Raw genomic sequence first — 26,047 nt, 5'->3', positions numbered from 1 at the left:
ACTCCTCTACCCCTTTACCTACCGACGCTTACGGGCAAACATCCCCTGCTCCGGCTGGCAGTCCCTGGCAGATCTGCTCTTGAGTCAAGAAGCCATCCTGAATTACGGTTTCTTCAACGTTGGTGCGATCGACCACAACGGGGGTTGCCAACACCGAAGGGATTTGTTCTCCGCCAACAACCTCTGTTTCACCGTTAACAATGGAGCTTGTATCTTCACCCCGACTCAGGGCAGCGACTAGTTGAGCGGTGGCGCGAGCCTCTTCAATAATCGGCTTGTAGATGGTCATCGCCTGGTCGCCTGTGAGGATGTTTTGGATGCCTGTCAGGGTGGCATCTTGTCCTGTGACCAACACTTTGCCGTTTAACCGCTGTGCCCGCAGTGCTGCAATCACGGTGTTTGCCATGCCGTCATTGGCAACGTAAGCAATTTGCACATTGTTGGCTTCTTTGGTTAACACCCCTTCCATCAGAGATTGCGCTCTGCCGTTGTCCCAGTTGGGGGTGTATTGGTCAAACACCAGATTGATGTCGCCGCTATCGACCAGGGGTTGCAGGGCTTCGAGTGCGCCTTCGCGGAATAGGAGAGCGTTGTTGTCGGTTTGAGCACCGTTGATCATGACCAGACTGGCACCCTTTTCTAACTCAAAGTTGCCAGCTTTGAATTGATCGACGATGTATTGCCCCTGCAATTGACCGACCCGCTTATTGTCAAAGGAGACATAGAATGCCAGGTCTGGGTCTTGAATCAGGCGATCGTACGCAATTACAGGTACTCCGGTTGTTTTGGCAGATTGCACAATCACAGAGGCTTTTTCGCTGTCATTGGGTCCTACCACCAGGATGCAAGCTCCCTTAGTGAGTGCAGCTTCTGCCTGGTTTTGTTGCGTATCAGCACTGTTGTTGGCATTGGCGTATTGAATCGTTGCTTCTGGCAATGCAGCTTTGATTTCTTGCTCTAGCAGGGGACGATCGTAAGCCTCATAACGGGCTGAAGAGTCAGATTCAGGCAACAAAACGCCAATGTTGGTACATCCTCTAGCGGCACTGAATTCAGCATTGGCATCAGCCGTTTCATTTGAACCTGATGAGTTGGTATTCGCACAAGCTGACAGTAACAGTGCTCCTAAAATTGGCATCCAATGACGAGTATGACCCAGTTTGAACATATCTTTTTCCTTGTGAAGTGGATAAAGTGAAATACTGATTTGCGATTGAACGTGTCGTGAAGAAGCAGAGTTCTAAACAGGGTTGCGAAGGATATTTCTGCTATTAGAAAACCCTGGACTAGTTCATTTATAAAGACAATTTGGCGATCGCTTTTACAACTCCCTCCAGACATATTTGTCGAAGCGTAGGTGCAACCTATTGATCGAGTTATCAAGCGAGTCAACTATTTTGATCAAACAAATTAGTTCACAGTAGAGTTGTAAATTCATGCGCCAAAAAATCTGGGTATTTATACAAACACAAATACCCCAAGCCCTAACTCTGAGGGCTGAAATGACACCTATAGAGAGGCTCAAACCTCTATTGATTTGCAACGAAAAAACAACAGAGCCTTGAGATGCTCTGGGAAATACATCGGTTTAATTCAACAACAGAACAACACAGAGCTAATCGCCAAGGCGATCGCCCAAATTGGAAAAAACGAGTAGGAAATACGAAATGAATTGATCGCTAAATTGACTGGTTGCATCGCAGCAAATTTAGCGAAACGCTCTAGGGACGTAATTAAAACTGTTAAAAGAATCTAAAGTTTTTTGAGATTCAGGTAATCAAAAAGGAAGGATTCTGTTGCGATCGAATTGACGAATCAAATTGAAGGTTTTTCTACTTAATCAAGCACCTAAACGATGGTTATCGACTTTTCTACTTTTGCAGATTGACTCTCGTCTTGTGCTTTGAGTGCAATAAAATGTAACAGAAGTGACAGTCCTTTGAGAACAGAATTTGGGTACATCCCACAAGACATCGTTGAAGTTACGCCCTGGCTTGTGTACAGTCTTTGATATTGTTCTGATGAGCGTTAATTAGCACCCCGATCGCTACCCCTATGACTAATGTTCTTTCTCAAACGGCGTCATTTCAAATTCAAGTAGTCACCACACCGGAACAGCAGGAAATGTTTCTCGATGTTCCTAATCGTGTCTACGCCAACGACCCAAATTGGGTACCGCCTATCCGCAGCAGCATCGCCAAGCAATTTTCTGAGACCAATCCATTTTTTCAATATGGCAAGTTGCAACAGTTCATCGCCGTTCAGACGGGGGCCAATGGAGCAGAAGCCGTTGGTCGGATTGTCGCCTCGGTAAATCAACGCCTGATCGAGCGAGAAGGGGAAGCGATCGGATTGTTTGGCTTTTTTGAGTGCATTAATGATGGGGCGATCGCTCAGGCTCTTCTGGATGCGGCGTCTCAGTGGTTGCGCGAACAGGGCATGGTGAAAGCACGAGGACCCATCGACCTGTCTACCCACAATAATTGTCTGTTTCTGGTGGATGGGTTTGACTCGCCGCCCTATTTGATGATGCCCTACAACGCTGCCTATTACCCGCAGTTCATAGAACAGAATGGCTGGCACAAGGCGAAGGATGCCTATGCCTACGATCTACCCCTCGATCGCCCCCTACCCGATGAGTTTGAAAAGGGCTATCGCATTGCCCTGAAATCAGGCGTGACCTTCCGCCAGCTTCATCTCAAAGGCGATGCATTCAAGCAAGACGTACTAGGGCTATATCACCTCTTCACCAAAGCCTTTGCCAATAACTGGAGTTCCACCCCCCGCACGGAAGAGGAATTTTTTGAGGAAGCCAAATCCTTGCAAGATCTGGTTGATCCGGAGATTTTTTGGATTGCTGAATATGAGGGTGAAATGGTCGGTTTCTTTATGACCCTGCCGGACTATAACCTCGTGTTAAAGCGGGTCAACGGCAAATTGAATTGGCTTGGTATTCTCAAGTTTCTCTGGTATCGACGCCAAATCGATACGGCTCGCGTGATTGCGATCTGCGCTCTGCCCGAACACCGCCGCCGCATGGTGCCATTGGGGTTAATTCACATTGGCATGAAGCATGGCGTCGAAAAACGTAAACCTTACCGCCGTGCTGAGTTGTCCTGGGTATATGAGGACAATATGCCCTCCCGTAAAGTGATTGAAGCCACAGGTGCCACAATTTATAAAACCTACCGGATTTACGAAAAGGCGTTGTAAACGATGAAAGCATTGGTGACAGGGGCAAATGGGTTTACAGGTTCTCACCTGGTGAAAACCTTGCTAAATCGGGGTGACCAGGTGGTTGGCTTGGTACGGCGATCGAGCGATCTCTCCCGCTTGAAGGATTGTGATATTGAGTTGGTCTATGGCGACATTGGCGATCGCTCTACCCTGGCAACCGCTATGACCCGTGTGGATACGGTGTTTCACATTGCTGCCTATGTCGAGTTGGGCTTGGTCGATGCTGCCAAAATGGAGCGAATTAACGTCGATGGCACTCGTGCTGTCTTGGAAGCCGCCAGAGCCGCCCACATCTCGAAAATGGTCTATTGCAGCACCATCGGTATTTTTGGGGACACGCAGGGAAAGGTAATCGACGAAACCTTTCAACGGACGCAAAAAGACTTTTCCTCGGCTTACGACAGCACCAAATATCACGCCCAAAAACTGGTCGATCAATACGCCGCCGAAGGCTTCCCCGTAGTCAGTGTGATGCCTTCTGGGATTTTTGGAGCCGATGACCCCCACTTTGGTCCTGCGATTAAGACCTTTCTGAAAGGATGGCTGAAGCTTTGGCTAGCGGGCGATCGCGTCACTGGAATCGTGCATGTCGATGATCTGGTGGAGGGCATGATTCTGGCTGCCGAAAAGGGTCAGCCAGGGTCTTACTACATTCTCTCGGCGGGAGATATGACCACCCGTGAGATGTTCCACGTTCTCAGCCAAGAATCGGGCATCCCAGAACCCAAGGAAGTGCCTGAGCCAATCGTCCGGTTGGTCGGTAATATCCTTGACCCCATCGGTCGCCTGCTCTCATGGCAACCCCCCATCGGTCGCGAACGGGTTCACTATCTCTACGATCGCTGTGTGCGAGTGGACGCAACCAAGGCACAAAAAGAATTGGGATGGCAACCGCGATCGCCTGAGGTAGTGCTGAAGCAACTCGTGCAGGAGATGCGGTGACGCTGTTCTAAAGTGGACACCCCAGTTTTGTGAGGCGTCAGCCAGGGGTTAGCACCTGGCAAATCAATGCAGGCAAAAATTGCCAGCACCATTAACGCAAACTGCAATAGGCAGGGGTCAGTGATGCATCGGCAATTAAAAACACCTGCCCAGCATCATCAACCGCCCATCCCTGGGCTTCCACAATGCCCTGATCTGGGTGTGCGTTGGGGGCGATCGCTTGACTGGGGTTGGCATGACTCGGATCTAAACTGACCCAATCTGCAATCACCGTTGCTTGCTGTAACGGTTGCTCCGGATTCGGGGGCAAACCACCCCGTCCAGTTACCACAAATTCACTTTGAGCCTGTGCGGCTGTGTTACCTGCGGCACAGCCCTGAGCTACCAGGCGAGATGCATCCACTACATTCTCAGGTAACTCCAACAACCCTTGCCCTGGCTCGATGCCGGGGGTGTTAATGACAATATTGCCACTCAAACCAAACTCAGAACTGGCGTTAATCTCGCTAATCGGGTTGTTACGCGGGTCAAGTGAGTCTGTCTCGATCAAACCGACGATGCTTTGAGTGGTGATGTTAATGTTACCCCCACTGCCACCTTCTGCATTGGCGATAATATCGCTGTTTTCGTTGGGTACTGCGACGACATACCCGTTTCCAGCATCAATCTCGACGTTTCCTCCATTGCCATCTCTAAAGGCACGAGCCGAAATCTGACTGCCATTTCGCAACACCAACACATTTAATCCGCGCAGTTGAATGTTGGCTTGGTTGGCTCCTCGTGAGCCAGTCTCGGCGTCCAATTCTCCCCGGTCAAGCCGAATTTGATCCGCTGCAACGGTGAGATTGCCTGCCTGCCCTTGAGGGCTACTGACCGTGACTCGTGCTCCATCCTCGACCCTGAGTTGTCCAGTGCGGATGCGTAGATCTCCGGCAATCCCTCCGTTTCTTGTGGCTTCTACGGTTAGTCCGCCATTGCCGCTGAGTTGAACGGCATTGGCTGCATTCACAATTAAGCTGCCTCCCCGCCCGGTTTGGGTGGAAGCCGTGATTTGACTGTTGTTTACGGTCAGGGTTTCCAACCCCTGTAAGCGAATGTTGCCAAAGTTGCTAGCTGTATTGGCATCGGGTAAAAAGGAACGATTGGCAGCCGAAATGCGGGCTCCATTTTGGAGGGTGAGTTGCCGGGTGATGACTTCGATATTTCCTGCTGAGCCAGTCCCAATCGCCTCCACAAATAAGCCACCCGTGCCACTGAGTGTCATGTCGCTGCCCATCCCCTGAATAGCTAATGAGCCACCCCGTCCGGTTTGAGTGGAGGCAGAAATGCGGCTGTTGTTAAGGGTTAACGCTTCTACTTGTTGGAGGGTCACGTCTCCGCCGATTCCAGAGACGGATGAGGCAAAAATTCCGCTTGGCTCTGGAACTCCGGGCTGGTCGTTTAGAAGCAACTGTCGAACGGCGATCGCCACGCTTCCTGCATTCCCGGTGCCCGTTGCCCTGGCAGACAATCGACTGCCGCGATTTAGACTGATTAAATTTGTGGGTCGTAGTTCGGCTTGTTGGTGTTGGTTAGGACTGCCCCCAGCATTGATGATCAGGTTGCCGCCACTACCTGAAACCGTTGAGGCAGAAATATCGCTGCCACTGGTTAACCGTAATGAGTTGAGGATGCGGAGCCGAATGTCTCCCCCAGTGCCTCCTGTCGTTTCTGCTGTGAAACCAGCCCCATTGTCTAGCACAACATCTCTGGCAGTCACGCGCAAACTTCCGGCAGACCCCTGATTGGTGCTACTCACGGTAACTCGTGCCCCATCTTGAGCGACCAAGCGAGTACTGGTAATGCTCAGGTTGCCCGCACTGCCACCATTGGTTGCTTCTACCGCCAGTCCCCCAGTGCCCTGCAAGCGAATTGTGTCAGCGGCGATCGCCACACTGCCTGCTCGTCCAGTCTGAGTCGAAGCGGATATCTGACTGCTGCCGACCACTAAGCCCTCCAACCCGCTGAGACGGATATTGCCGGTGTCCGCTACATTGGAGGACACATTCGTGGCAGCAATGCGAGCCCCCTCCTGGAGAGTTAGAAATTGAGCCGTGAGATTGAGATTGCCAGGTGAACCGATTCCGGATGCTGCGACCGTCAGTGACCCGTTGCGGCTCGCCTCAACTCTGCCATTTGCAGCGTTGATCGTTAATGAACCTCCCCTGCCATCAACCGTGGAGGCAGAAATGCTGCTGTTGTTGACAGACAGCAATCGGAGTTCATCCAGGGTGATGTTGCCACCGCTGCTCACCTGAGTCTCAGCACTGATTCTGCCATTGTCAACCAGAAGAACGACAGGGGCGTTAATGACCATGTTTCCGGCTGCCCCCAGACCATCACTGTTGACTAAAATTCCACCCCCAGTTGCGATCTGAATCCGCTCTGCATTAATCGTTAAGTTGCCTCCCTGCCCGGTCAATTCAGCAAGGGGTTGTTCGTCATCTAACTCGGTGCCCGCTGCAATCACAGCCCTCCGCTCGATCAAAATCTGGTTGGCATCATTGATCAAAATATTGCCTGCGTTACCACGGTTGCGTGTGGTGGCGAATAACCCGGCATTGCGACCATTGTCTGGAGAGCTTCCTGAAAGCAAGATGTCTCCGCCGTTGGCGTTGATGGTGAGATCACCTGCATTTCCCTGGGAGTCGGTTCGAGCATTAATGCGCCCACCCTGAGTCAGCTCCAATAAACGCCGAAAGTTGAGGGTGATACTGCCACTGCCAGCTTGACCGCCGTTGATCGCCGTAATTTCTCCCCGACCTTGAACCTGGATCGTGTCGGCTGTGATGGAGATAATGCCACCTTGACCGCGCGATCGCCCCTCTGTGTCAACGGCAATCTCACTGTTGTCTCCATAGCGTCGTCCTGAGACAAGAACACTGCCCCCCGGCGCGTTAATGCTGATACTGCCCGCTGATCCTGGGGTTGATCCGCCACTGGTAGTCGATACCTCTAACTCGCCTCCCGTAGTGACCTCTAATCGACCAACGTTTAGGGTCACGTTGCCTGCATCGGCACGTCCTGAGGTGGAGGCATTGAGAAACCCTCCATCCTGTACCTGAAGCAGGTTGGTTGTGATCTCGATATTGCCTCCGGGTTGTCTGGCACTGCCTTCGGCTGCAACACTGATCGTGCTTCTGGTTCTGGTTCCGCTACGGCGTCCGGTGATATTGACCAGTCTCGGAGCTATTAAGATAACCGACCCACCCCGTCCATTGGCGTCGGTCGTGCTATTGATGCGGCTCTCTCTGGCGATCGTGATGCTGCCTTGTGGGTTGGTTGATTCGAGGGTAGTAGTTCCCCCAGTGCCACGAACGTTGGGATTTTCTCGGCTGGTTCCTCGGACGCGATTTTCAATACGACTCCGGTGATTGAGCAGGATGTCTCCATTAATCTCGATGTCGATGTTACCAGCGTTGCCAATGCCCCGGGTGTTGGATTGTAGCCCTGCTCCATCGTCTCCGTTATACCGTTCTGGGTTGGTAAAGGTCAGGTTATCTGCTCGAATGATGATGTTTCCGGCGTTGCAGGCTTGCACGTTGCACGCTTCGGTGCGCTGGCTATTGGTGTTGGCCGATATCAGGGTGTCTTGACCAGAGAGCAGGAGCGATCGCGCTGTGATTAAAACGTCGCCTCCAATTCCTGCGCCAGAATCGGTAATGTTGTTGTTGATCTGACTGCGGTCATCCATCCGGACGGCACCCGTCGCATCAATTTGGATGTCTCCTGCTGCGCTGCCAGCACTGCCCAGGTTATCGCCAATGCCGCTGATAAGACGGCTTCTGCCCGATATCGTCACATCTCGCCCATAGAGAGTAATGAAACCACCGCCCCCGGATCTGACGTTGATCTCTGCTCGTCCGTTAATGGAGATATCGGCTCGCCCGATCGCACTCGGCACCCCCAACCGCAAATCACGACCTGCCGCGTCTCGTAGCAAACTGACCGTTCCTGTGCCTGAGAGAGCCGCAAACTCAACCCGCCCCCCTCTCGCTCGCAAAAGATGGCGATCGCCTGTGCTATTGCCAAACAGAGAGACATTGCCACCCACTAACAACAGACTTTGACCGTTAGGCACTTCAAAGGGACTGACGCGCTGTAAGGTGAGGTTGATAGGAGCGATCGCCTGTCCCATTGCCTGGTTAAACCGTAACGCCGACGGATCAATCGTTAACAGCGAGACATCCTCTCCGATCGCAGGCAGCGCACTAAACTGACCTTGATTGCCAAACCCAATGCCATCCGCGGTCGTCGCGACAAAAGACCCACCCACATTCAGTCGCGCCCCCTGCCCAAACACGATCCCACTGGAGTTGATCAGAAACAGGTTTGCCGTTTGGCTGCGAGTGGCGAGCAAGCCTTCAATCCTCGATGGTCCGCCAATCACCCGTGCCAGAATGTTGCGAATGGTGGGATCGCTTTCAAAGGTGACAGATTCCCCAGTGAGGATGTTGAACTGCCCAAAACTGTGAAAGAGGTTGATTCCGGCTGCACGTCCTGCGGCTTGAGGCACAACATAATCAGGACCCGCCAGCGCACCCCCCGCCCCTAAACTGCCATCCAACGTGACTTGTGCGATCGCAGGCAATGACAAAAACCCATTGAGACTCAATGCTAAACCTGCAATAGCTCCTGAATACATCCAGGATGCAACTGGGTGCGATCGCTGTCTCTGGTGGGCGTGAGTCATAAACCCAGGGTCTAAATTGTCAGACCAGTAAAATTACTTAGAAAATTAACACGTCTACTTGTGGAGAATAAAAAAAACTACAACTCTCTTAATGGTTTTTCTTAAAGACATATCACGAGGTTATTTCGACCCCTTTAAACCCTGCGTTAGAATGTTTAACTCTCCAAATCGGGGTTAGATTTGCAAACTTACATCGCCATAGCAGGGTTGACTGAACCATGGTTGTTACAAGCCAAAACGGAGATGCATCTCAATACAAATCAGCAGAAGGTCAATTACCGGAAAAGGGAAACGACATCGCATCGTTAACCTTAGGTGATCTTGCCTACACAACTATTAGTGACCAATATCAGCGCATCATCAAACGCGAACAAAAAGTTTTAGCAGACAAGAATCCTGAACATCTGCATCAAATGCGGGTTGGTATTCGTCGTCTACGGACTGCGCTACACGTGTTTGATCAAGTGGTAGAACTGCCCAAGGCGGCTAGCGATCGACGGCTCCGCACTCTGGCTCGAACGTTGGGTCGTCTGAGAGATTTAGATGTGCAAATAGCGACCCTGCGGGAAGACTATCAACCCCGATTGAGCCAACCTGAGCAAAACTGGCTCAACCAGGGAATTGCAGTGCTACAAAAACAGCGACGCAAAGCCTTTGCAGGCACTGAAGCTAGCTTGACTGACACAACCTATCACGACCTCAAATCGGCTTATACGACCTGGCTCGACAAACCAAAATTCAAACCCCCTGCCCGATTTCCTCTGTTGGTTGCCCTGCCCGATTTGCTCAGCCCACTCGTGTCTAAATTGCTGCTGCATCCAGCCTGGTTGATTGCCAAAGCCGACATCTCTCCAGACAATAGCCCCACCCTACACGACCTCCGCAAACTTTGTAAGCAGGTGCGCTATCAAGCCGAGTTCTTTGCTGAGTTTTATGGAGAGGCGTTTCAAACCTGGATTGATCAGATCAAAGACTTGCAAGAGCGATTAGGCAAAGTTCAGGATGGTCAGGTGTTGCTGGATTTGTTGACTGATGAATTGCCCCAATCTACTGTCATGCCAGAGCTACACGCCACTATTCACCAGGAACGAGACACTGCCTTGCAGACATGGGATGACCTTCGTCAGGATTACCTCAATCCCCAATTTCGTCGCCAACTCTATCAACTGCTGCTGGAACCCGTCGAGGTAACTACTCCGTCGGCAAAATTGCAAGTTGATGATTAACAGCAGACTCTACAGGTGGCTTTACTTACAAGTCTCTCCCCACACCCCACACCCCATTCCCCACTCCCCTGTTGGTGAGCTTGTCGAACCATTCCCCATTCCCTTCTAAAATTTGAGTTATCAACCTTTTAAAGAACCGCATAGAACCTATGACGCATTCCACCGATATTGGCACTCTGGCTCGTTGGATGGCAGCCGATTTTAGTAACCAGGCACAAGCCTTTGAAAATCCACCTTTCTTTGCTCATATCCGGGTTTGTATGCGCCCGTTGCCCCTGGAGGTGTTGTCTGGAGTCGGTCTGTTTGTTGAGCAAGCCTATGACTATACGTTAAACGACCCTTACCGACTGCGCGTACTGAAACTGATTGCTGAGGGCGATCGCATCGTCATTGAAAACTACACCGTCAAAGACGAACAAAAGTTTTATGGTGCCTCGCGTGACCTGCAACGGTTGCACACCTTGACAGCCGACGATCTCGAAAAATTGCCCGGTTGCAACATGATCGTAGAGTGGACTGGACACAGCTTTAAGGGGCGGGTAGAGCCTGGTAAAGCCTGTATGGTGGTTCGCAAGGGCAAGACTACGTATTTGGATAGTGAATTTGAGATTGACGACCAACAATTTATCAGCCACGATCGCGGACGAGATCCCGAAACCGATGAACATGTATGGGGATCGGTGGCTGGACCCTTCCAATTTGTGCGTCGTACAAGCTACGCCGATGAAGTGAAACAGGGCTAATTAACGTCAGTTCCGTTTAAGAGTCTGGCGAATGAATTCGCGGCTACTAGAGCGAAGTCCACCGACACGGACTACGAAAAATGCAGGATTTGACGAACCGACGCAGGTCGGTTTTGCTCCCATAGCGGCAGTTTTAACCGCCGAAATCCTGATCCCAAACTCACGTTAATTAAGCTCCTGGCACACAACGCTAGAAGCTTAGCTAACCCGCTTAACTCAACTTGAACGTTAAACAAGGCTGTGAGCGAGACGCCAACACTCAGAGGGTGAGTAGATTTCGACCCCAGTAGGGCTAATCATCCTTAAGAACGAGAACCCCAGCCGAATTCACCGTATACGCTACACCGACATATCCGGTGCGATCGTAAAGAATTTGGTGGATGTGCTGATCTAACTCCGCTTCGTCTGGAATTTGAGGACGGTAGAACGTTTTCATCTCGGCTTCAATTCCCATATCGTCGAGGCGATCGTGTAAACCTGCCTTATCTCCTCGAAAATATGCGCTGCGAGCAATATCATCTTGTAAGAAGCGCATAATGATGGACGATGGTACACCACCCACAACTAAACGCCCAGAGATAAATAGAATGGCAAACACACCTGCCACGAACACACCGCTCAAATAAATTGTTGTAATTACATTTTGAGTGGTAGTGCGATTTTGTTTAATATACCGAGGGGCTAACCCCTTTTTAGTGGAGTTGTTACGCTGCAAAAAGCCAAACTGCTTCATATTTGCTTAATATGAATTCAATTATTTGCTTTCAATCTAGCTTTAATAGCATGATCATGTCACCCTGTATATAAGTTGTTCTGTCTGTCAGTCAGCAGTGACTCTAGGTAAAAGATGGTCTATTACATTATGATTTACTGTTGATGAACCTTGAGAAATGAAAATTTCGGGGAATAATCAAAGCATGACTTGTGGCAATCTTAGACAACTCTTGCAGTAAGGGGTTTGCCTAACTGAGGTTTACAATGCCCAAAATTGTATCTGTCCACTCTTTTCGCCACGGCACTGGTCAGTCAAACCTAACGGCAAATCTAGCAGTTAGCATTGCTCAGCAGGGGCAACATGTCGGAGTGATCAATACCCAACCTGCTGGGGTTCATACCCTGTTTGGCGTCGACAATGACAAAATAGACCACATCCTAAACTACTATTTGTGGGGTAGTTTAGCCTCTGGAGGAGTGACGAAAGACGCAAGCCCCAGTTTCAAAATCGAGCAAGGGGAGGTCACGGTTATGGGTGGAGGAGTGTATCTCTCCCCAACCAGCATCCGTGTAAGTGATGTGCCGCGTCTGTTGCGCCAGGGGCACGACATGGGCAGTTTGAGTCAGGGTTTTCTAGAATTAAGCCGTCGCCTCAACCTAGATTGTTTGTTTATTGAAACCGATCCAGGATTGGGGGAAGATACCTTGCTGTCGATCGCCCTGTGTGACGTGTTGCTGTTGATCCTGTCGCTGGATCACCAAAACTTTCAGGGAGTCGCTGTCACGGTTGATATTGCCCGCAAATTAGGAGTTCCTAAAATCCTGTTGGTTGCCAATCAAGTACTCTCCAGCTTTGAAACCGAGGAGGTGAGAGAGCAACTTGAACGAACCTATGGTGAATCAGTTGCGGCAGTCTTGCCCTTTGCTGAAGAGATGCTGGAGTTAGCCAGTAGCGGCATTTTTTGTTTGCAATACCCAGAGCATCCACTGACTCATGAATTTAGGGCGATCGCTCAACAAATTTTGGCGTTAGAGTCTAGAGAGCAAGTCACAGCGGCGACACAACAGGCGACGACGCGAGAGCCACAACCCACAATTGATCTCAATATGTTTGATGTGCTGACCCTGCCAGAGGCTCAGCGGCGGGTCGTCAACTGCATCATTCGTCGAGGTAAAGCAACGTTGAGCGAGATTGCGACCTCGATCGGACAGGATGAGGCAATCCTGTATCCGATTTTAGGCACCCTGGTAGAACAAGGATTTGTGCAAACGTTAGAAAACGAAGGGCAATTGCAATATCGTCCCTATATGTCTGTGAAACAGAAGCGGAAATCGTCTCCCAACCTTTGGCAAGCTCTAGATGGCGAGTAGTGCTGGTAGGATGGGGCTAGTCATCGTAATCCATATGGCTTAAACTCTGGGGTTTAGGCTCAGGAATAGATGGTCGAAGCAGAACTATCGCAGCAGACCCAATCCAACTTGAGCAGACCTGCGTCGCGTCGTGAACCCTGGTTTTTTGGTAGTGTGTGAAGGACGTTGGGCGAAGACTGCGGCGTAAGCTCAGCCAAACACTCAGTCGAGCCACAGACTGATAGCCGTAGTCACCTCAGTTAAGACAACGTCAGTTCGGTTTAAGAGCCCGGCGAATGAATTCGCGGCTACTAGAGCCAAGTCCGCCGACGCGGACTCCGGAAAATCAAGGTTTGACGAACCGACGCAGGTCGGTTTTGCTCTGATAGCGGCGGTTAAAACCGCTGAAATCCTTATCCCGAATTCACGTTAAGACAAGGCATTCAACAGGGCAGACACGATTCATCGCGTCTCTCTCGGCAGGACTCAAATTTAATGTCCCAACAGTTTTGGCGATCGCCATAGCTCCAGTAGCCATGGACTGATTTGCCAGATGCTCAACCCAAATCGGCCTCCCTCTAAGAGATACCCATAGGCTTAAGCTCTCTGACCCTAAATTTGCAAGCAGGCTTTAGAGGATTTGCGAGAGGAACTTCTTGGTTCGCTCTTCTTTAGGATTGTTGAAGAACTCTTCGGGGGTGGCTTCTTCCACTAATAACCCGTCTGCCATCAACACCACGCGGTCGGCAACCTCCCGCGCAAACCCGACTTCGTGCGTCACCACGACCATCGTCATCCCTGAACGAGCCAGCGATCGCATAACGTCCAATACTTCCCGCACCATCTCAGGATCCAGCGCAGAGGTAGGTTCATCAAACAACATGATCTTGGGTTGCATGGCCAGCGCACGGGCGATCGCCACCCGTTGTTGCTGACCCCCTGAGAGTTGTCCCGGAAACTTCTTTGCCTGTTCTAAAATGCCAACCCGCTCTAACAGTTGCAGAGCAACCTCCTCAGCTTTTGCTTTGGGCCAACGACGCACCCAGATTGGAGCAAGCGTAATGTTTTGCAGTACCGATAGATGGGGGAACAGATTGAATTGTTGAAACACCATACCAACCTCTCGGCGGATGGTGTCAATGTTTTTCAAGTCGTGGGAGAGTTTGATGCCGTCAATTTCAATGCTGCCTTTTTGATAGGTTTCTAACGCATTGAACGTGCGGATGAAGGTGGACTTTCCGGAACCGGAAGGACCCATGACCACCAATACTTCCCCTTTGTTAACCGTCAAGCTGACACCGCGCAAGACGTGAAAATTGTTGTCGTACCACTTTTCCACATCTTTAGCGACGATAATCGGCTCTGACGCGCCTTCGCTTACAGAGGCAGTATCAGTTTGAAATTGTGTCATTACATTCCTCTCCATCTTCGGAATAGAACCATTTTTGCATTAGCATAAGCCAATCGGGGCTTTGAGACTGTCAAATGTTACACTCAGCGATGTTCTGTGTTGAGTCGTCGCTCGATCTGACGGCTGATAGACGACATGATGTAACAGAAGAACCAATAGAAAACGCCAATAAACAGAAACACCTCTGCATAACGCCCCAAAAATTGTGGGTTTGCCAAGATCGAACGGCTAATACCGAGTAACTCCACTAAGCCCACAATACTCAACAACGTGGTGTCCTGGAATAAGCCGATGAACTGACCCACGATCGCCGGAATTGAGATTTTAAGAGCCTGAGGCAACACAATTAACCCGGTCGTCAACACAGGATTGAAACCCAGCGCACGAGCCGCTTCGCTCTGTCCTCGTGGGATTGCCTGCAAGCCTCCCCGCACGTTTTCCGCCAGGTAAGCTGCGCTAAAGATAGTTAATCCCAAAATTGCCCGCAAGACGCGATCGGGTCGAACCCCCTCTGGCAAAAACATGGGGATCATGACCTGACCCATAAACAGGATTGAGATCAGAGGTACGCCTCGGATCAACTCAATGTAAAGCGTTGAGAGCCAGCGAACCACTGGCAAATCGCTGCGCCGACCAAGGGCTAACGCCACCCCAATCGGGAAACACAACACAATACTGACGATCGCCATGATCAGGGTTAAGAGCAATCCCCCCCAGTTATTGGTGGAAACGGCTTTGAGTCCGAGACCACCTCCGATCAACCACAACACGACTGGAAAGGAAGCAATCCAGGCGAAGGACATATATCGCCCAGCCGCAGGAAACTTGCCACCGACAAATCGACCTGTCCACGCGGCTCCTACCACCAACGCGACTTGTAGTAGCAATAGCAGCCGATAGGGCACGACTGGAACTGGCATCAATACGGCAATCAGACCTGCGATCGCAATACCAACCAAAATTGGGACTGTAAACAACCGTGCCAGATTGCGGGCTATGATGCCCCATGACAAACCTGCCAGGGTAGTGATGATACTTAAGACCACCCATATCCGCCAGTACTGATCGGCTGGATATAGACCCACCATATACAGTGGCAGGTTAGCTGGGATCACTGCCCACTGGGCTTTTGTGGTCGCCCAGTTTAAGAACCCGCTGATCAGCCATAGAAAAACACCGACCACGACGATGGTTAGGAGAGAGTTACTCCAACTACTGAACAGATTCTTTTGTAACCAGGCGACAGGTCCAACCTGAGCAATAGGAGGAGCACCGGAGGTGGATTGGGGAGTAATGCTTGTCATAGTTAGAGGGTAACGGTCTAACGTTCTTTAAGCTGAACGACACGGTTGAGCTGGTTCATGCTCAGGGAGATCGTCAGGTTGATGATCAGATAAATGACCATGATCAGCACGAATACTTCAACAGGTCGCCCTGTCTGGTTAAACGTAGTGCTCGACACCAGGAAGATCTCTGGATATGCCAGGGCTGATCCTAAGCTAGAGTTTTTGGCTAGGTTTTGATACTGGCTGTTTAATGGAGGCAACATCACTCGCAATGCTTGCGGAAAGACCACCAACCGCATCACTAACCCCGGTTGTAAACCGAGCGATCGCGCTGCTTCCCACTGTCCTTTTGAAACAGCTTGAATCCCCGCTCGAACGACCTCCGCCACAAACGCTCCAGTGTAAAACACTAACCCTGCTAGCAAGGCTGAAAATTCAAGGGTCAATCGCAACCCTCCCTGAACCTGTCCCGGAGCCTCAGAAATCGGGGCTCTCCAACCCAAACCAGCAACCAAAATCAGAGCAGCAGCGATCGCCATTCCTAGCAAAATTTGCAATTGCAGTTTGCCGGACGCTCCCTGTTCAACGATTAACTTGGTGCGCCACTGCCACAGAAAGAAAGCCGCAACTGCTCCAGCCACCAAAACTGCAAGCCACATCCAAACAAGGGGAGTGTTGGCAGGCCAAGGAATGTAAACCCCCGCCTTGCTTAAAAAGAAAGCATCCACAATATTGATCTGGTTTTCAGGTCTGGGCAAACCAAAGAATACGGCAAAATACCAGAAATAAAGCTGCAACAGCATCGGCGTGTTTCGCACGATTTCGACATAGCTGAGGCTCAACTTTCGCACCAACCAGTTCTCTGAAAAGCTAGCAATGCCAGCCGCAATCCCTAAGAGAGTTGTGAGGATGATCCCAGGAATCATCACCCGTAGCGTGTTCACAACCCCTGCCAGTAAGGCTCTGAAGTAAGGGTCATTGGGCAAATAAGGAAGCAAGGTTTCGCCGATGCTAAATCCTGCCGGACTGCGTAGGAAGCTGAAACCAAACTGGATGCCCTGGCGTTGCATGTTGCGGTTTAAGTTACTGAGCAGCAACAAAGCTCCAACGATCAAGGCAATCACAACTAAGAGTTGGATAGCAATACGCCAAAATCGTTCGTCACGCCAGAGAGGAATTTTCGTGTCGTTGGTGGTCATGAATCGGATGCCTAACGCTGGCAAGGGCTGCAATTGATGGGAGAAGCGATCGCAGGTGGCGACCCAACATTAAGGCAACCACCTGCGATTGATAGCAAACGAATTAACGGAAAGGTGGTGAGTACATCAAACCACCATCGTTCCAGAGGGAGTTTAAGCCACGCGGAATGCTCAAGTCAGAGCCTTCACCGACATTACGCTCGTAGATCTCACCGTAGTTGCCGACGGCTTTAATCACGCGAACCATGAAATCGTTCGACAAACCGAGCTGGGTTCCCAGGTCGCCCTCAGCTCCCAAGAAACGTCTGATATCAGGGCTTTCGCTGCTCAGTTGTTGATCAACATTGGCTTGGGTAATGCCATATTCTTCAGCCTGGAACAAGCCGTAGGTGACCCACTTCACAACGTCAAACCAACGAGAGTCGTTGTTCACTGTGACAGGACCAAGCGGTTCCTTAGACATCGTCACGTCTAACAACGAGTAATTGTCGGGATTGGGCAGGGTTGTCCGACGGGCAGCAAGCTGAGACTTATCAGAAGTCATGCCCTGGCAGCGTCCTTCAGCAAAGGCGGCATAAGCTGCATCTGCATCCTGGAAGACGACAGGAGTAAATTGAACATTAAGCTCTCGCATCCGGTCGGTTAAGTTCAACTCGGTTGTCGTTCCAGTTTCAACACAGACGGACTTACCAGCGAAGTCTTCTAATGAGGCGATGCCGCTGTCATTGGCGATCATCATGCCCTGACCGTCGTAGAAGGTTGTAGGACCGAACTCAAGACCGTTACCACCTGCGGAGTCACGGCTGCTTGTCCAGGTTGTATTACGGGAGAGCATATCAACTTCTCCCCCTGCCAACGCCGTAAATCGCTCAGTCGAGTCGAGGTTACGATACTCAACTGCATTTGGGTCATTAAAGAGGGCCGCTGCAACCGCCTTGCAAATGTCAACGTCTAAGCCTGAGTACTGACCACTGGAGTCTACAAAGCTAAATCCAGGGATACCTCCGTCAACGCCGCAGATTAAAGTACCGCGCTGTAGAACGGTATCTAGACGGCTACCACCACTAGCTGCTGGGGAAGCACCCTCAGCACCAGGGGAGGCAGCCGTCTCGGTTGGCTCTGAGGTGCAAGCTGATAGTGCAGCCACTGACAGAGTAGCTGCCAATAGCAAAGAAGCCCATTTACGCATATCCATCTCACTCACTTTTCAACAGACAATGGAGACTTTAAGTATTGTTAATCGTCGTAACAGCAGCGCACCTGGGAAACACTCCAGTCAGGTTATCTGCTAGATTTCAAGGTTCAACCCAACAATGTTCAAAGCAAAACTGCAATGCAACACAAAATGCTTTCCAGAAAGCTTAGAAAGCTTGAATTGGGTTGATTGATCAGACTGCTCCAAACATTTTTAACAGTCTACTGCTTTGGACTTTCTTTTTGTATCAGGATTAACCAATTTTCGTCTCATCTGCGCCTTGATTAGGAGTGTATTAGCACCTAACACCTCGCTCCTGGGCAATATCGCGAATTAGACTCAGTTTGGATTGAATGTAGTTAGCAAGAACGTCGGTTTCATCATGGTCAAGCGATCGCTCTGCCTTAACCTGGCGGAGGAGCCACTGCACCAATGCGGTATCATCCAGCGTCAACAGAATGCCAGATTGCGTCGTTTCTATCAGGGACCACAGTTGACGTAGCATGAGAGGAGTCATGACAGCCTCCACTTAATAGTTTCTTTAGCTTTTTAGAATACCCGACTTCTAAGATAGTAAAAACAGAATCACATAAGACGATACAAGAGTTACAAAATACTTAACTAACTGATCCATTCCGTGACATAGCTGCCGATATTGGCAAGGTCAGCGAAACGGGCTGTGGCAAACGGAACAATCAGGCAAGGTAACGATAATGTGCTAGAGATCACATCAAGTGACGTTTATAGAGCGTCTTCTGGATATCAGATAATGAATCCATCGTTGGAATAGATGTAATCTGTATCACCCGCTTTCCTTCAGTTAAGATAGTGCGAATACTTAGCTATCTCCGATGACAGGAGGCTTCACAAGTTGTGTAATATTCTGTGGTTGAATGATTTGCGATCGCAGAATGCCTCATGCAAAAGGCTGTATGAAGTGGTTTTATGTCCACCACTGATTTGTTATAGACTGATTTGTTATAGTTTATACACGAGTTCCTGGTAGCAGCTCTGCCTGCTTAAGCTAAACCCGTGTCAAATGGGACAGTATTAATTTCCGTGTGAGTTGGCGACAGAAGGTTAAAGTGATTATGAGATAGGTCTTAGTCATAAATTCTGAGGGTTATTCTGCTCCGACTCAGTCAGTTTTTAGGGCTGAATATTACACTTCAATCTCATCTCTAAACTTCTTCACTCCGATCTGAGATTGCTAAAACCACAGCCAACATTTTGTAAAAGCTGAATTCCCAAAAGAAAATCTGTACTAATGAACTTTGTTAGATGCGCTGCCTACTCTCTGAGTAGGAAATAATTATATCCATGCAGGAGATAATCATTAAGATGTTTACGTCTCTTGTCAGGAAATAATTGTATCCATTGCAGGAGATAATCATTAAGATGTTTACGTCTCTTGTCAAAAGTTCGGCTGTTGCTATATCCCAATAGAACTTCTTTTGATATTATTGGGTCAATTTCAAACTCCATCAGGGTGCGCTCGGTTACTTACAAACAAAGTCAGCTCTCATAAACAAAATTACTCAAGATGTAATTTGTTTTCTTTTTCTACTGGTGAAGAGCTGCTTTGTTATTAACAGTGAATGGAGAATGTTAACTTGATTTAGAGCAAACTTACTCGTGCGGCTATTAAAGTTGCTGCTTCACTTCTCAATCTTCCTGGTTTCGATTTTTCGTAACCTCTAGAACTTACGCAGTTGAAGCTTGAAACTTTGATTTACCCTTACTCCCTTGAAAAGGGGGAAATTCCAAGTGCCTCCTTTAGAGCTAATTCATAAAGCCAATCTTAAGCTCTGGAACACTTGCTATTGCTTAATCCCTTCTAATCCCTCTTAACAAGAGGTGAACTCAGGCAAGAGCCTGAAGTCCCTCTTTTACAGAGGGATCTAAGAGGTTTGAAACAACCATTTACAAATTAGCTCTCAAAGGAAGTTTTTGGGATCTAATAGCGTAAGCCCTGACCTCATTACCTTGTAACTCAACTCAAACCTAAGGTTTCCCTTGTTCTTCTAAAAAGATGGAAGACGATGAATTTCTATGCGGAATTCAACCGGGTTGGCTAATCTTGTGTGGAAATTTTCCTGAAGTTATCCTGCTTGATGCAATCTATGAATCTGAAAATCAACGCACCCTTCTTATAAAAAGCATGGGCTAGTTAAACGCAGATGGCTTTTCCTTTGCATCCTTAACTTCACAGGACAAGGACAGAATATGAACTTAAAAATTGCTTCAATTCTGATCTTGATAGACATATTTCTTAAAAGATGAAGGCATAAACCTTACTTAGAATAACGGAGCCTGTCCGTTCAGATTCCATCTTTGATTGAAGGATTACGGGGATTGCTACTTCCAAATTTCCACGCAGACATCTACCAAACCATCTACTATGCCTGTTACTCTTCCTACCTCACTTGTCTTTATCGATCGCACCGTTGCTGACTATCAAACATTAATTAACGGTGTTTCATCAGCAAGTACAGTTGTAGTGCTTGAGCCGCACCTTAATGGAGTAGAACAGATTACTCGTGCGTTAAGTTCTTACACTCAAATTGAAAGTATTCATATTGTTTCTCATGGAGAACCAGGGTGCTTACTACTCGGCTCAACCCGTCTCACATCTGAGGCGATCGCCCATTACGCCAACCAATTGCAGCAGTGGAAGGCAGCACTGGCTGATGGTGCAGAACTTGTACTATACGGATGCCGGGTCGCCGCAGGAGCCGTTGGAGCCAAGTTTATTGAACAACTAACACAAGTAACAGGAGCAACGATAGCCGCTTCAGATCGTTTGGTCGGTCATGCATCCCTTGGAGGAAGTTGGAATTTAACCTATCAGCCTGCTGTCCGGGCTCATCGTGTCAGGGCGAACGCTGCCCCTCATCTGGCGTTTTCATCAGCTACTAGAGAAGCCTATGCTGCGGTTCTGGCTGTAGGTATTCCTAACCTGGTGTACGGGGTCGTTGGCAATGATATTCGTGTCTTAAACCTGACCAACGGCTCATCTAATTCTGTAGGGGCACTGGCATTTCCTACCTTTGCGATCGCTCGTGAGTCGGCTACAGGCCGTATTTACTATGTTGAAAACGTAGATGGTGTGAACGGTGGTCGGGTAGCGTATTGGGACCCAGAAACAAACACTAATACCCCGTTAACCAGTGCAAATGGAGGTAGAACTGGGGTTGATACAATCTTCCTCAAACTTGCCCAGTCAGTCACAGGTTTAATTTATGGCTTAAACGCCACTGATACCAACCTCTACACCATCGATCAAATTACAGGTGCAGCCACCGTAGTTGGAGCAATCACTGGAGGTGGCTTTACAGCCGGAAGTGGGGATATTGCCTTTGATCCTAATAATCCTAACCGGTTATTTGTGTCCGTCGTCCCTGGTCCTGGGATCTTTAATCTCTACACTGTAGACACCAATCCGACCAGTCCCACTTTTTTAGAGGCGACCTTTATCGGGCAACCTGCTGGTTTAACCAACGTTGGAGCAGGCTCTTTAGCGTTTGGTCAGGACGGGGAGTTGTATGTCACCTCTCAAGTGAGCGGAGTTGATAACCTCTATCGCCTTAATCAAACGACTGCTGCTCCCACTCTCGTTGGTCCTACTGGGTTTGGCTTTGGTGACTTTGGTAGTTTGCCCACACCAACGGCTTCAGTCGATATCTCAGTCACAGGTGGTGATGGGCGTAGCACCGTCACTCCGGGTAGTCCCATCACCTACACAATTACGGTTAGCTCTCCATCTTCAACCGTTGACCTCCGCAATATCAATGTCAATACCCTCATTCCTTCAGAGGTAACCAACGTTAACTGGACAGCTACCATTACTGGCGGCGGTAGTTTTCCCACGCCTGCGGATCAGTCAGGCTCAGGCAATACCTTTAATACTCGTGTCAACTTGAATACGGGTGCTAGTGTGGTTTACACCGTTACGGGCATCGTATCTCCCAACGCCAATATTGGAAATGTCCTCACGGCGACAACGACCATCAGTGTGCCAACGGGAATTAATGACCCCAGCATTCCTAACAACGTCCTGACCGATACCACAACGGTTGCAACGCAAAGTAGCACACCCCCCAATTCGGCTCCTGTTAGTACCACGTTGACTCCTGGTTCGGTTATTAATGTTCCTCCGCTATCGGGCACCGATCCAGATGGAAGCATTGCCTCTTTTACAATCCTGACGTTGCCCCCTGCCAGCCAGGGAACGCTGTTTTTAGGAAACCCTGCCTCTGGTGGTACTCCCGTCACACTTGGGCAGACCTTGCAACCCAATCAAGCCAACCAACTGTTCTTCCAATCAACGACTGGTTTTACAGGGGTCACGTTTAACTACACAACGACTGACAACAGCGGAGCCTCTGATGCCACTCCCGCCACCGTTACTCTGAGTGGTCGTGGATCTGTCTCTCCACCGCCACCTGAAGAGGAGGAAGATGATTGTAAACCGGGAATTCGTCGTCGGGGTAATCGTAGCAGCAACACGCTGGTGGGGACTCCGGACGAAGATACGTTGATTGGGTTCGCTGGCAACGATCGCCTCTATGGTCGTGCCTGTGGCGACTTGTTAGATGGAGGCTTGGGTCAAGACATCCTCCGAGGTGCGGGAGGCAATGACACCCTGAGAGGTAAGCAAGGCAACGATCGCCTCTTTGGTGAACGAGGAACCGATGTTCTCAATGGTGGTTTAGGTAACGACCGCATCGATGGGGGTCTGGGCAATGACCTGATCTTGGGAGGAATCGGTAGCGATCGCATGGCAGGTCGAGATGGCAATGATCGGCTCGATGGCGGACGCGGCATCGATGTCATGTTAGGCGGACGCGGCAATGACGCCATGGATGGCGGAGGCGATCGCGATATCCTCAGAGGCGATACCGGAAACGATATTCTCAATGGCAGACTGGGTGCCGACAGTTTAATTGGTGGGTTTGGTGACGACCAACTCTTTGGAGGAGTGGGAAATGACCGTTTGGTTGGTAGAAACGGTCAAGATTTACTTGTCGGTGGGGCTGGTCGCGATCGCATGTTTGGTGATTTCGGCATTGACCAACTCGATGGCGGACGGGGAGGTGACGTGCTTAACGGCGGCAGAACGGGCGATACTCTCCGGGGTCGTCAGGGCAATGACCTCTTAATTGGAGGCTTAGGGTGGGATACCCTGATTGGGGCGATCGGCAGAGACACGCTCAGAGCAGGGAGCGGTCAGGACACCCTGGATGGGGGCTATGGTGCTGACACACTCGTAGGAAACTTTAACGCCGACACGATCACAGGTGGTGCAGGGCGCGATCGCTTTGTGTATCTGGCAGCTAAAGATCGGGGCGATCGCATTACAGACTTCAATCGCAATAGCGATCGCATTGACCTCAGTCGGCTCTTCCGCTCATCCATTTACGGACGTGCCAACAAATTTGCGGCTTACGTCCGTAGAAGTCAGGTCGGAGCAGACACCATCATTCGACTCGACCTTAATGGCGATCGGGCAGGAGGCTTTAGAAGCTTCATCACGCTGGAAAACGTCACAGCCAACACGATTACTGCCAACAACTTCATCTTCTAGTAGAAGTGGACACAAATCTAACAACCGTAGGGTGGGCATCTTGCCCACACACTAAAAGCCTGCACTACGAAGGGTGGGTATATTGGGTGGTGTTCCAAACCTGTTGATAACCTCTGTAAGACCCCCTGTAGTCCCCCTTGGTAAGGGGGACGGCGACAGCCGGGGGTTAGTGGCAACAGATCTGAAACACTACCGTATATTGATGCCTAGATCTTCTACTAGCCACGGGTGAGAGTGGGGAGTTGGAAGCGGAGAGTGGAAAGTTAGGAAGTGAGTCTATCTGACCCCTCCACCCTTCTACCCTTCCCCCTTCTCTCCTGTGGTCATTTCTTGCAATGACTGCCATCCTGCCTGCCATAAACCCCGATCCTTCAACAGGTTGGCATTCAACCAAAATCTCACCTCTGGATCACAGGCCGCTACTAATTCTGCAAAAACCCATTGCCCCTGATTTTTCCGGTTGGTCACCTGAAAATGTCGCCAACCCATAATGGTTTGCTGGGCAGTCCATTTTGACCCAACCAGGTGAGGAAATTTTTGTTTCTTCGCCATTCTTCAATAACTAATGCTTATCGTTCCCTCTTCTACCATGCCATATGTGCTTTGCAAGACCAACCTTACCAATGGGTTTGGAGCTAATTTCGATCAAAATTCATCACAATAGCTGAATTGAGTTCCGCCATCTGTCCAGGTTAGTTTGTCACCAACCTCGGTTAGCTTGGAACGTACTGAAGTAGTCGCTGACGTTGCAAGTTCTGGCTGGCAGTCTTACCTTTGTAAAGGTGACTTGCCACTTTCTAAAAAGTTTAGTTATCTTGTTAGCTTCCCAGAAATTTAGGGCGTTCACCTCTGAAATTTCTCTAGAGGTAACGCGTTAAGTTATCACCTTTCTATGACTAAGGCAAAGAAAAGACGTGCAATTTTTGTCAGAAAAGCTACAATCGGAGACATCTTGACATAGCCCTGAAAAAGAGTCATTTTTTGGTGCTTCTACCAATTTGGGGAAGCGACGTGCCTTATAGTTACTACACCGTTTATCGATTAGGTAGCCCCCCACCTAAAAGCTAAATCAGTAGTTGACGAGTCTAGAGATAGATTGTGCTATTCTCTGGTTTTCATTGTTATTTTCACGTTTCACCTAAGGAGCATGAGGAGCGCGGCATGACCCAGGCTAACGACCTACTCGAACCTGTTGATCAGTCTGAAGGCGAACTTGACGACATTTTGCTGGATGAGGATGACGATCGCGACGAGTTTTTTGATAACCAGCCTGATGATGACGATGGTAAGGCTGTCAAAGGCAAATCTAACCGTCGTCGTGCTCAAGCAAAGAAAAAGCATTACACCGAAGACTCAATTCGACTCTATCTGCAAGAAATTGGGCGAATCCGGCTATTGCGGGCAGACGAAGAAATTGAACTTGCTCGTAAAATTGCAGATTTGCTAGAGCTAGAGCGAATTCGTGAGAATTTGATGCGCGAGTTAGATCGCGAACCTCAGGACAAAGAGTGGGCAAGTGCAGTTGACATGCCCCTGCCTGCGTTTCGCCACCGTCTGCATTTAGGGCGGCGAGCCAAAGACAAGATGGTGCAGTCTAACTTGCGATTGGTGGTGTCGATCGCCAAGAAATATATGAACCGGGGATTATCCTTCCAGGATCTGATTCAGGAAGGCAGCTTGGGTCTAATTCGGGCGGCTGAGAAGTTTGACCATGAAAAGGGCTATAAGTTCTCAACCTATGCAACCTGGTGGATTCGTCAGGCGATCACACGGGCGATCGCAGACCAATCCCGAACCATTCGTCTCCCCGTTCACTTGTACGAAACCATTTCTCGTATCAAGAAGACCACCAAGTTGCTCTCTCAAGAAATGGGTCGCAAACCCACTGAAGAGGAAATTGCAACTCGCATGGAGATGACCATTGAAAAGCTGCGCTTTATTGCAAAGTCAGCTCAGCTGCCGATCTCCCTTGAAACTCCCATCGGTAAGGAAGAAGACTCCCGTTTGGGTGACTTCATTGAGTCTGATGGTGAAACACCTGAAGATCAAGTCTCTAAGAGCTTGCTACGAGAAGACCTCGAAAGTGTCTTGGGCACGCTCAGTCCTCGCGAACGCGATGTTCTTCGTCTGCGTTATGGCTTAGACGATGGACGCATGAAGACTCTGGAAGAAATTGGACAGATCTTCAACGTTACTCGTGAGCGGATTCGCCAAATCGAAGCAAAAGCTCTCCGCAAGTTGCGTCATCCTAATCGCAACAGTGTTCTGAAAGAGTACATCCGCTAGGTTCTCTGCTCTCGTCAGCTTTAGATCCCCGGAATCTTGAAGATTTCGGGGATCTTTGTAATATTGACGTTAAGTTAAACGTCTTATGTATAGCCGTAATTATCCCAGTTAGGACAAAGCACTCAATCAGGACAGACGC

General features: G+C 49.6%; 17 protein-coding genes. 8 read left to right on the top strand and 9 right to left on the bottom strand.

Annotation, left to right across the window (positions count from 1 at the left end; translation table 11 throughout):
- Positions 1-28 precede the first annotated feature (28 nt).
- A complete protein-coding gene (locus H6G89_RS19815; protein ID WP_190509616.1) occupies positions 29-1,168 on the bottom strand; it encodes a sugar ABC transporter substrate-binding protein in 1,140 nt (379 codons plus the stop codon).
- An 887-nt stretch (positions 1,169-2,055) separates the two neighbouring features.
- On the opposite strand from H6G89_RS19815, the gene H6G89_RS19810 reads away from it, so the two are divergent.
- Together H6G89_RS19810 and H6G89_RS19805 are read left to right on the top strand one after the other, a co-directional pair.
- Positions 2,056-3,213, top strand: a complete 1,158-nt coding sequence (locus H6G89_RS19810; protein ID WP_190509614.1) for a GNAT family N-acetyltransferase — start codon at positions 2,056-2,058, stop codon at positions 3,211-3,213.
- Positions 3,214-3,216: 3 nt separating this feature from the next.
- Positions 3,217-4,179, top strand: a complete 963-nt coding sequence (locus H6G89_RS19805) for an NAD-dependent epimerase/dehydratase family protein (protein WP_190509610.1) — start codon at positions 3,217-3,219, stop codon at positions 4,177-4,179.
- A 91-nt stretch (positions 4,180-4,270) separates the two neighbouring features.
- Here H6G89_RS19805 and H6G89_RS19800 read toward each other — a convergent pair whose 3' ends face one another.
- Entirely contained in the window at positions 4,271-8,911 is a 4,641-nt protein-coding gene (locus H6G89_RS19800) for a two-partner secretion domain-containing protein (RefSeq protein WP_190509608.1), read from the bottom strand.
- 218 nt (positions 8,912-9,129) lie between these two features.
- Here H6G89_RS19800 and H6G89_RS19795 point away from each other — a divergent pair, with 218 nt between their 5' ends.
- The 3 genes from H6G89_RS19795 to H6G89_RS19785 all read left to right on the top strand — a co-directional run bounded on the left by H6G89_RS19795 (position 9,130) and on the right by H6G89_RS19785 (position 11,049).
- Positions 9,130-10,137, top strand: coding sequence for a CHAD domain-containing protein (locus H6G89_RS19795; RefSeq protein ID WP_190509606.1), 1,008 nt, complete (start codon positions 9,130-9,132; stop codon positions 10,135-10,137).
- Positions 10,138-10,286: 149 nt separating this feature from the next.
- Positions 10,287-10,880 carry a chromophore lyase CpcT/CpeT gene (locus tag H6G89_RS19790; protein WP_190509604.1) on the top strand — a complete coding sequence of 198 codons (594 nt, stop codon included), beginning with the start codon at positions 10,287-10,289 and terminating at the stop codon, positions 10,878-10,880.
- A 31-nt stretch (positions 10,881-10,911) separates the two neighbouring features.
- On the top strand, positions 10,912-11,049 hold the full coding sequence (locus tag H6G89_RS19785) for a hypothetical protein (protein WP_190509602.1): 138 nt from the start codon (positions 10,912-10,914) through the stop codon (positions 11,047-11,049).
- Between the two features lie 123 nt (positions 11,050-11,172).
- Here the strand turns inward: H6G89_RS19785 and H6G89_RS19780 are convergent, their stop codons facing one another.
- Positions 11,173-11,613: a hypothetical protein gene (locus H6G89_RS19780; RefSeq protein ID WP_190509600.1), complete on the bottom strand. Its 441-nt coding sequence runs from the start codon at positions 11,611-11,613 to the stop codon at positions 11,173-11,175.
- A gap of 245 nt (positions 11,614-11,858) precedes the next feature.
- Between H6G89_RS19780 and H6G89_RS19775 the strand changes: the two genes are divergently transcribed.
- Positions 11,859-12,965 carry a MinD/ParA family ATP-binding protein gene (locus tag H6G89_RS19775; RefSeq protein WP_190509598.1) on the top strand — a complete coding sequence of 369 codons (1,107 nt, stop codon included), beginning with the start codon at positions 11,859-11,861 and terminating at the stop codon, positions 12,963-12,965.
- A 610-nt stretch (positions 12,966-13,575) separates the two neighbouring features.
- Here the strand turns inward: H6G89_RS19775 and H6G89_RS19770 are convergent.
- From H6G89_RS19770 to H6G89_RS19750, 5 genes are all read right to left on the bottom strand, one after another.
- Positions 13,576-14,355: an amino acid ABC transporter ATP-binding protein gene (locus H6G89_RS19770; protein ID WP_190509596.1), complete on the bottom strand. Its 780-nt coding sequence runs from the start codon at positions 14,353-14,355 to the stop codon at positions 13,576-13,578.
- A gap of 83 nt (positions 14,356-14,438) precedes the next feature.
- Positions 14,439-15,659 carry an amino acid ABC transporter permease gene (locus H6G89_RS19765; protein ID WP_190509594.1) on the bottom strand — a complete coding sequence of 407 codons (1,221 nt, stop codon included), beginning with the start codon at positions 15,657-15,659 and terminating at the stop codon, positions 14,439-14,441.
- A gap of 17 nt (positions 15,660-15,676) precedes the next feature.
- Positions 15,677-16,840, bottom strand: coding sequence for an amino acid ABC transporter permease (locus H6G89_RS19760; protein ID WP_190509592.1), 1,164 nt, complete (start codon positions 16,838-16,840; stop codon positions 15,677-15,679).
- Between the two features lie 103 nt (positions 16,841-16,943).
- On the bottom strand, positions 16,944-18,029 hold the full coding sequence (locus H6G89_RS19755) for an amino acid ABC transporter substrate-binding protein (protein WP_190509792.1): 1,086 nt from the start codon (positions 18,027-18,029) through the stop codon (positions 16,944-16,946).
- Positions 18,030-18,330: 301 nt separating this feature from the next.
- Positions 18,331-18,552, bottom strand: a complete 222-nt coding sequence (locus tag H6G89_RS19750; protein ID WP_190509590.1) for a hypothetical protein — start codon at positions 18,550-18,552, stop codon at positions 18,331-18,333.
- A gap of 1,884 nt (positions 18,553-20,436) precedes the next feature.
- On the opposite strand from H6G89_RS19750, the gene H6G89_RS19745 reads away from it, so the two are divergent.
- Positions 20,437-23,622: a DUF4347 domain-containing protein gene (locus tag H6G89_RS19745; RefSeq protein WP_190509588.1), complete on the top strand. Its 3,186-nt coding sequence runs from the start codon at positions 20,437-20,439 to the stop codon at positions 23,620-23,622.
- A gap of 297 nt (positions 23,623-23,919) precedes the next feature.
- Here the strand turns inward: H6G89_RS19745 and H6G89_RS19740 are convergent, their stop codons facing one another.
- Positions 23,920-24,174 (bottom strand): TIGR02450 family Trp-rich protein, encoded by a 255-nt coding sequence (locus tag H6G89_RS19740; RefSeq protein ID WP_190509586.1) that lies wholly within the window; start codon positions 24,172-24,174, stop codon positions 23,920-23,922.
- A gap of 609 nt (positions 24,175-24,783) precedes the next feature.
- On the opposite strand from H6G89_RS19740, the gene rpoD reads away from it, so the two are divergent.
- A complete protein-coding gene (gene rpoD, locus H6G89_RS19735) occupies positions 24,784-25,908 on the top strand; it encodes an RNA polymerase sigma factor RpoD (protein ID WP_190509584.1) in 1,125 nt (374 codons plus the stop codon).
- Positions 25,909-26,047: the final 139 nt, after the last annotated feature.

Source organism: Oscillatoria sp. FACHB-1407 (genome assembly GCF_014697545.1).
Lineage (GTDB): Bacteria > Cyanobacteriota > Cyanobacteriia > Elainellales > Elainellaceae > FACHB-1407.
Note: the sequence above shows the minus strand (reverse complement) of the source record. Positions and strands in the feature narration are given on the sequence as shown.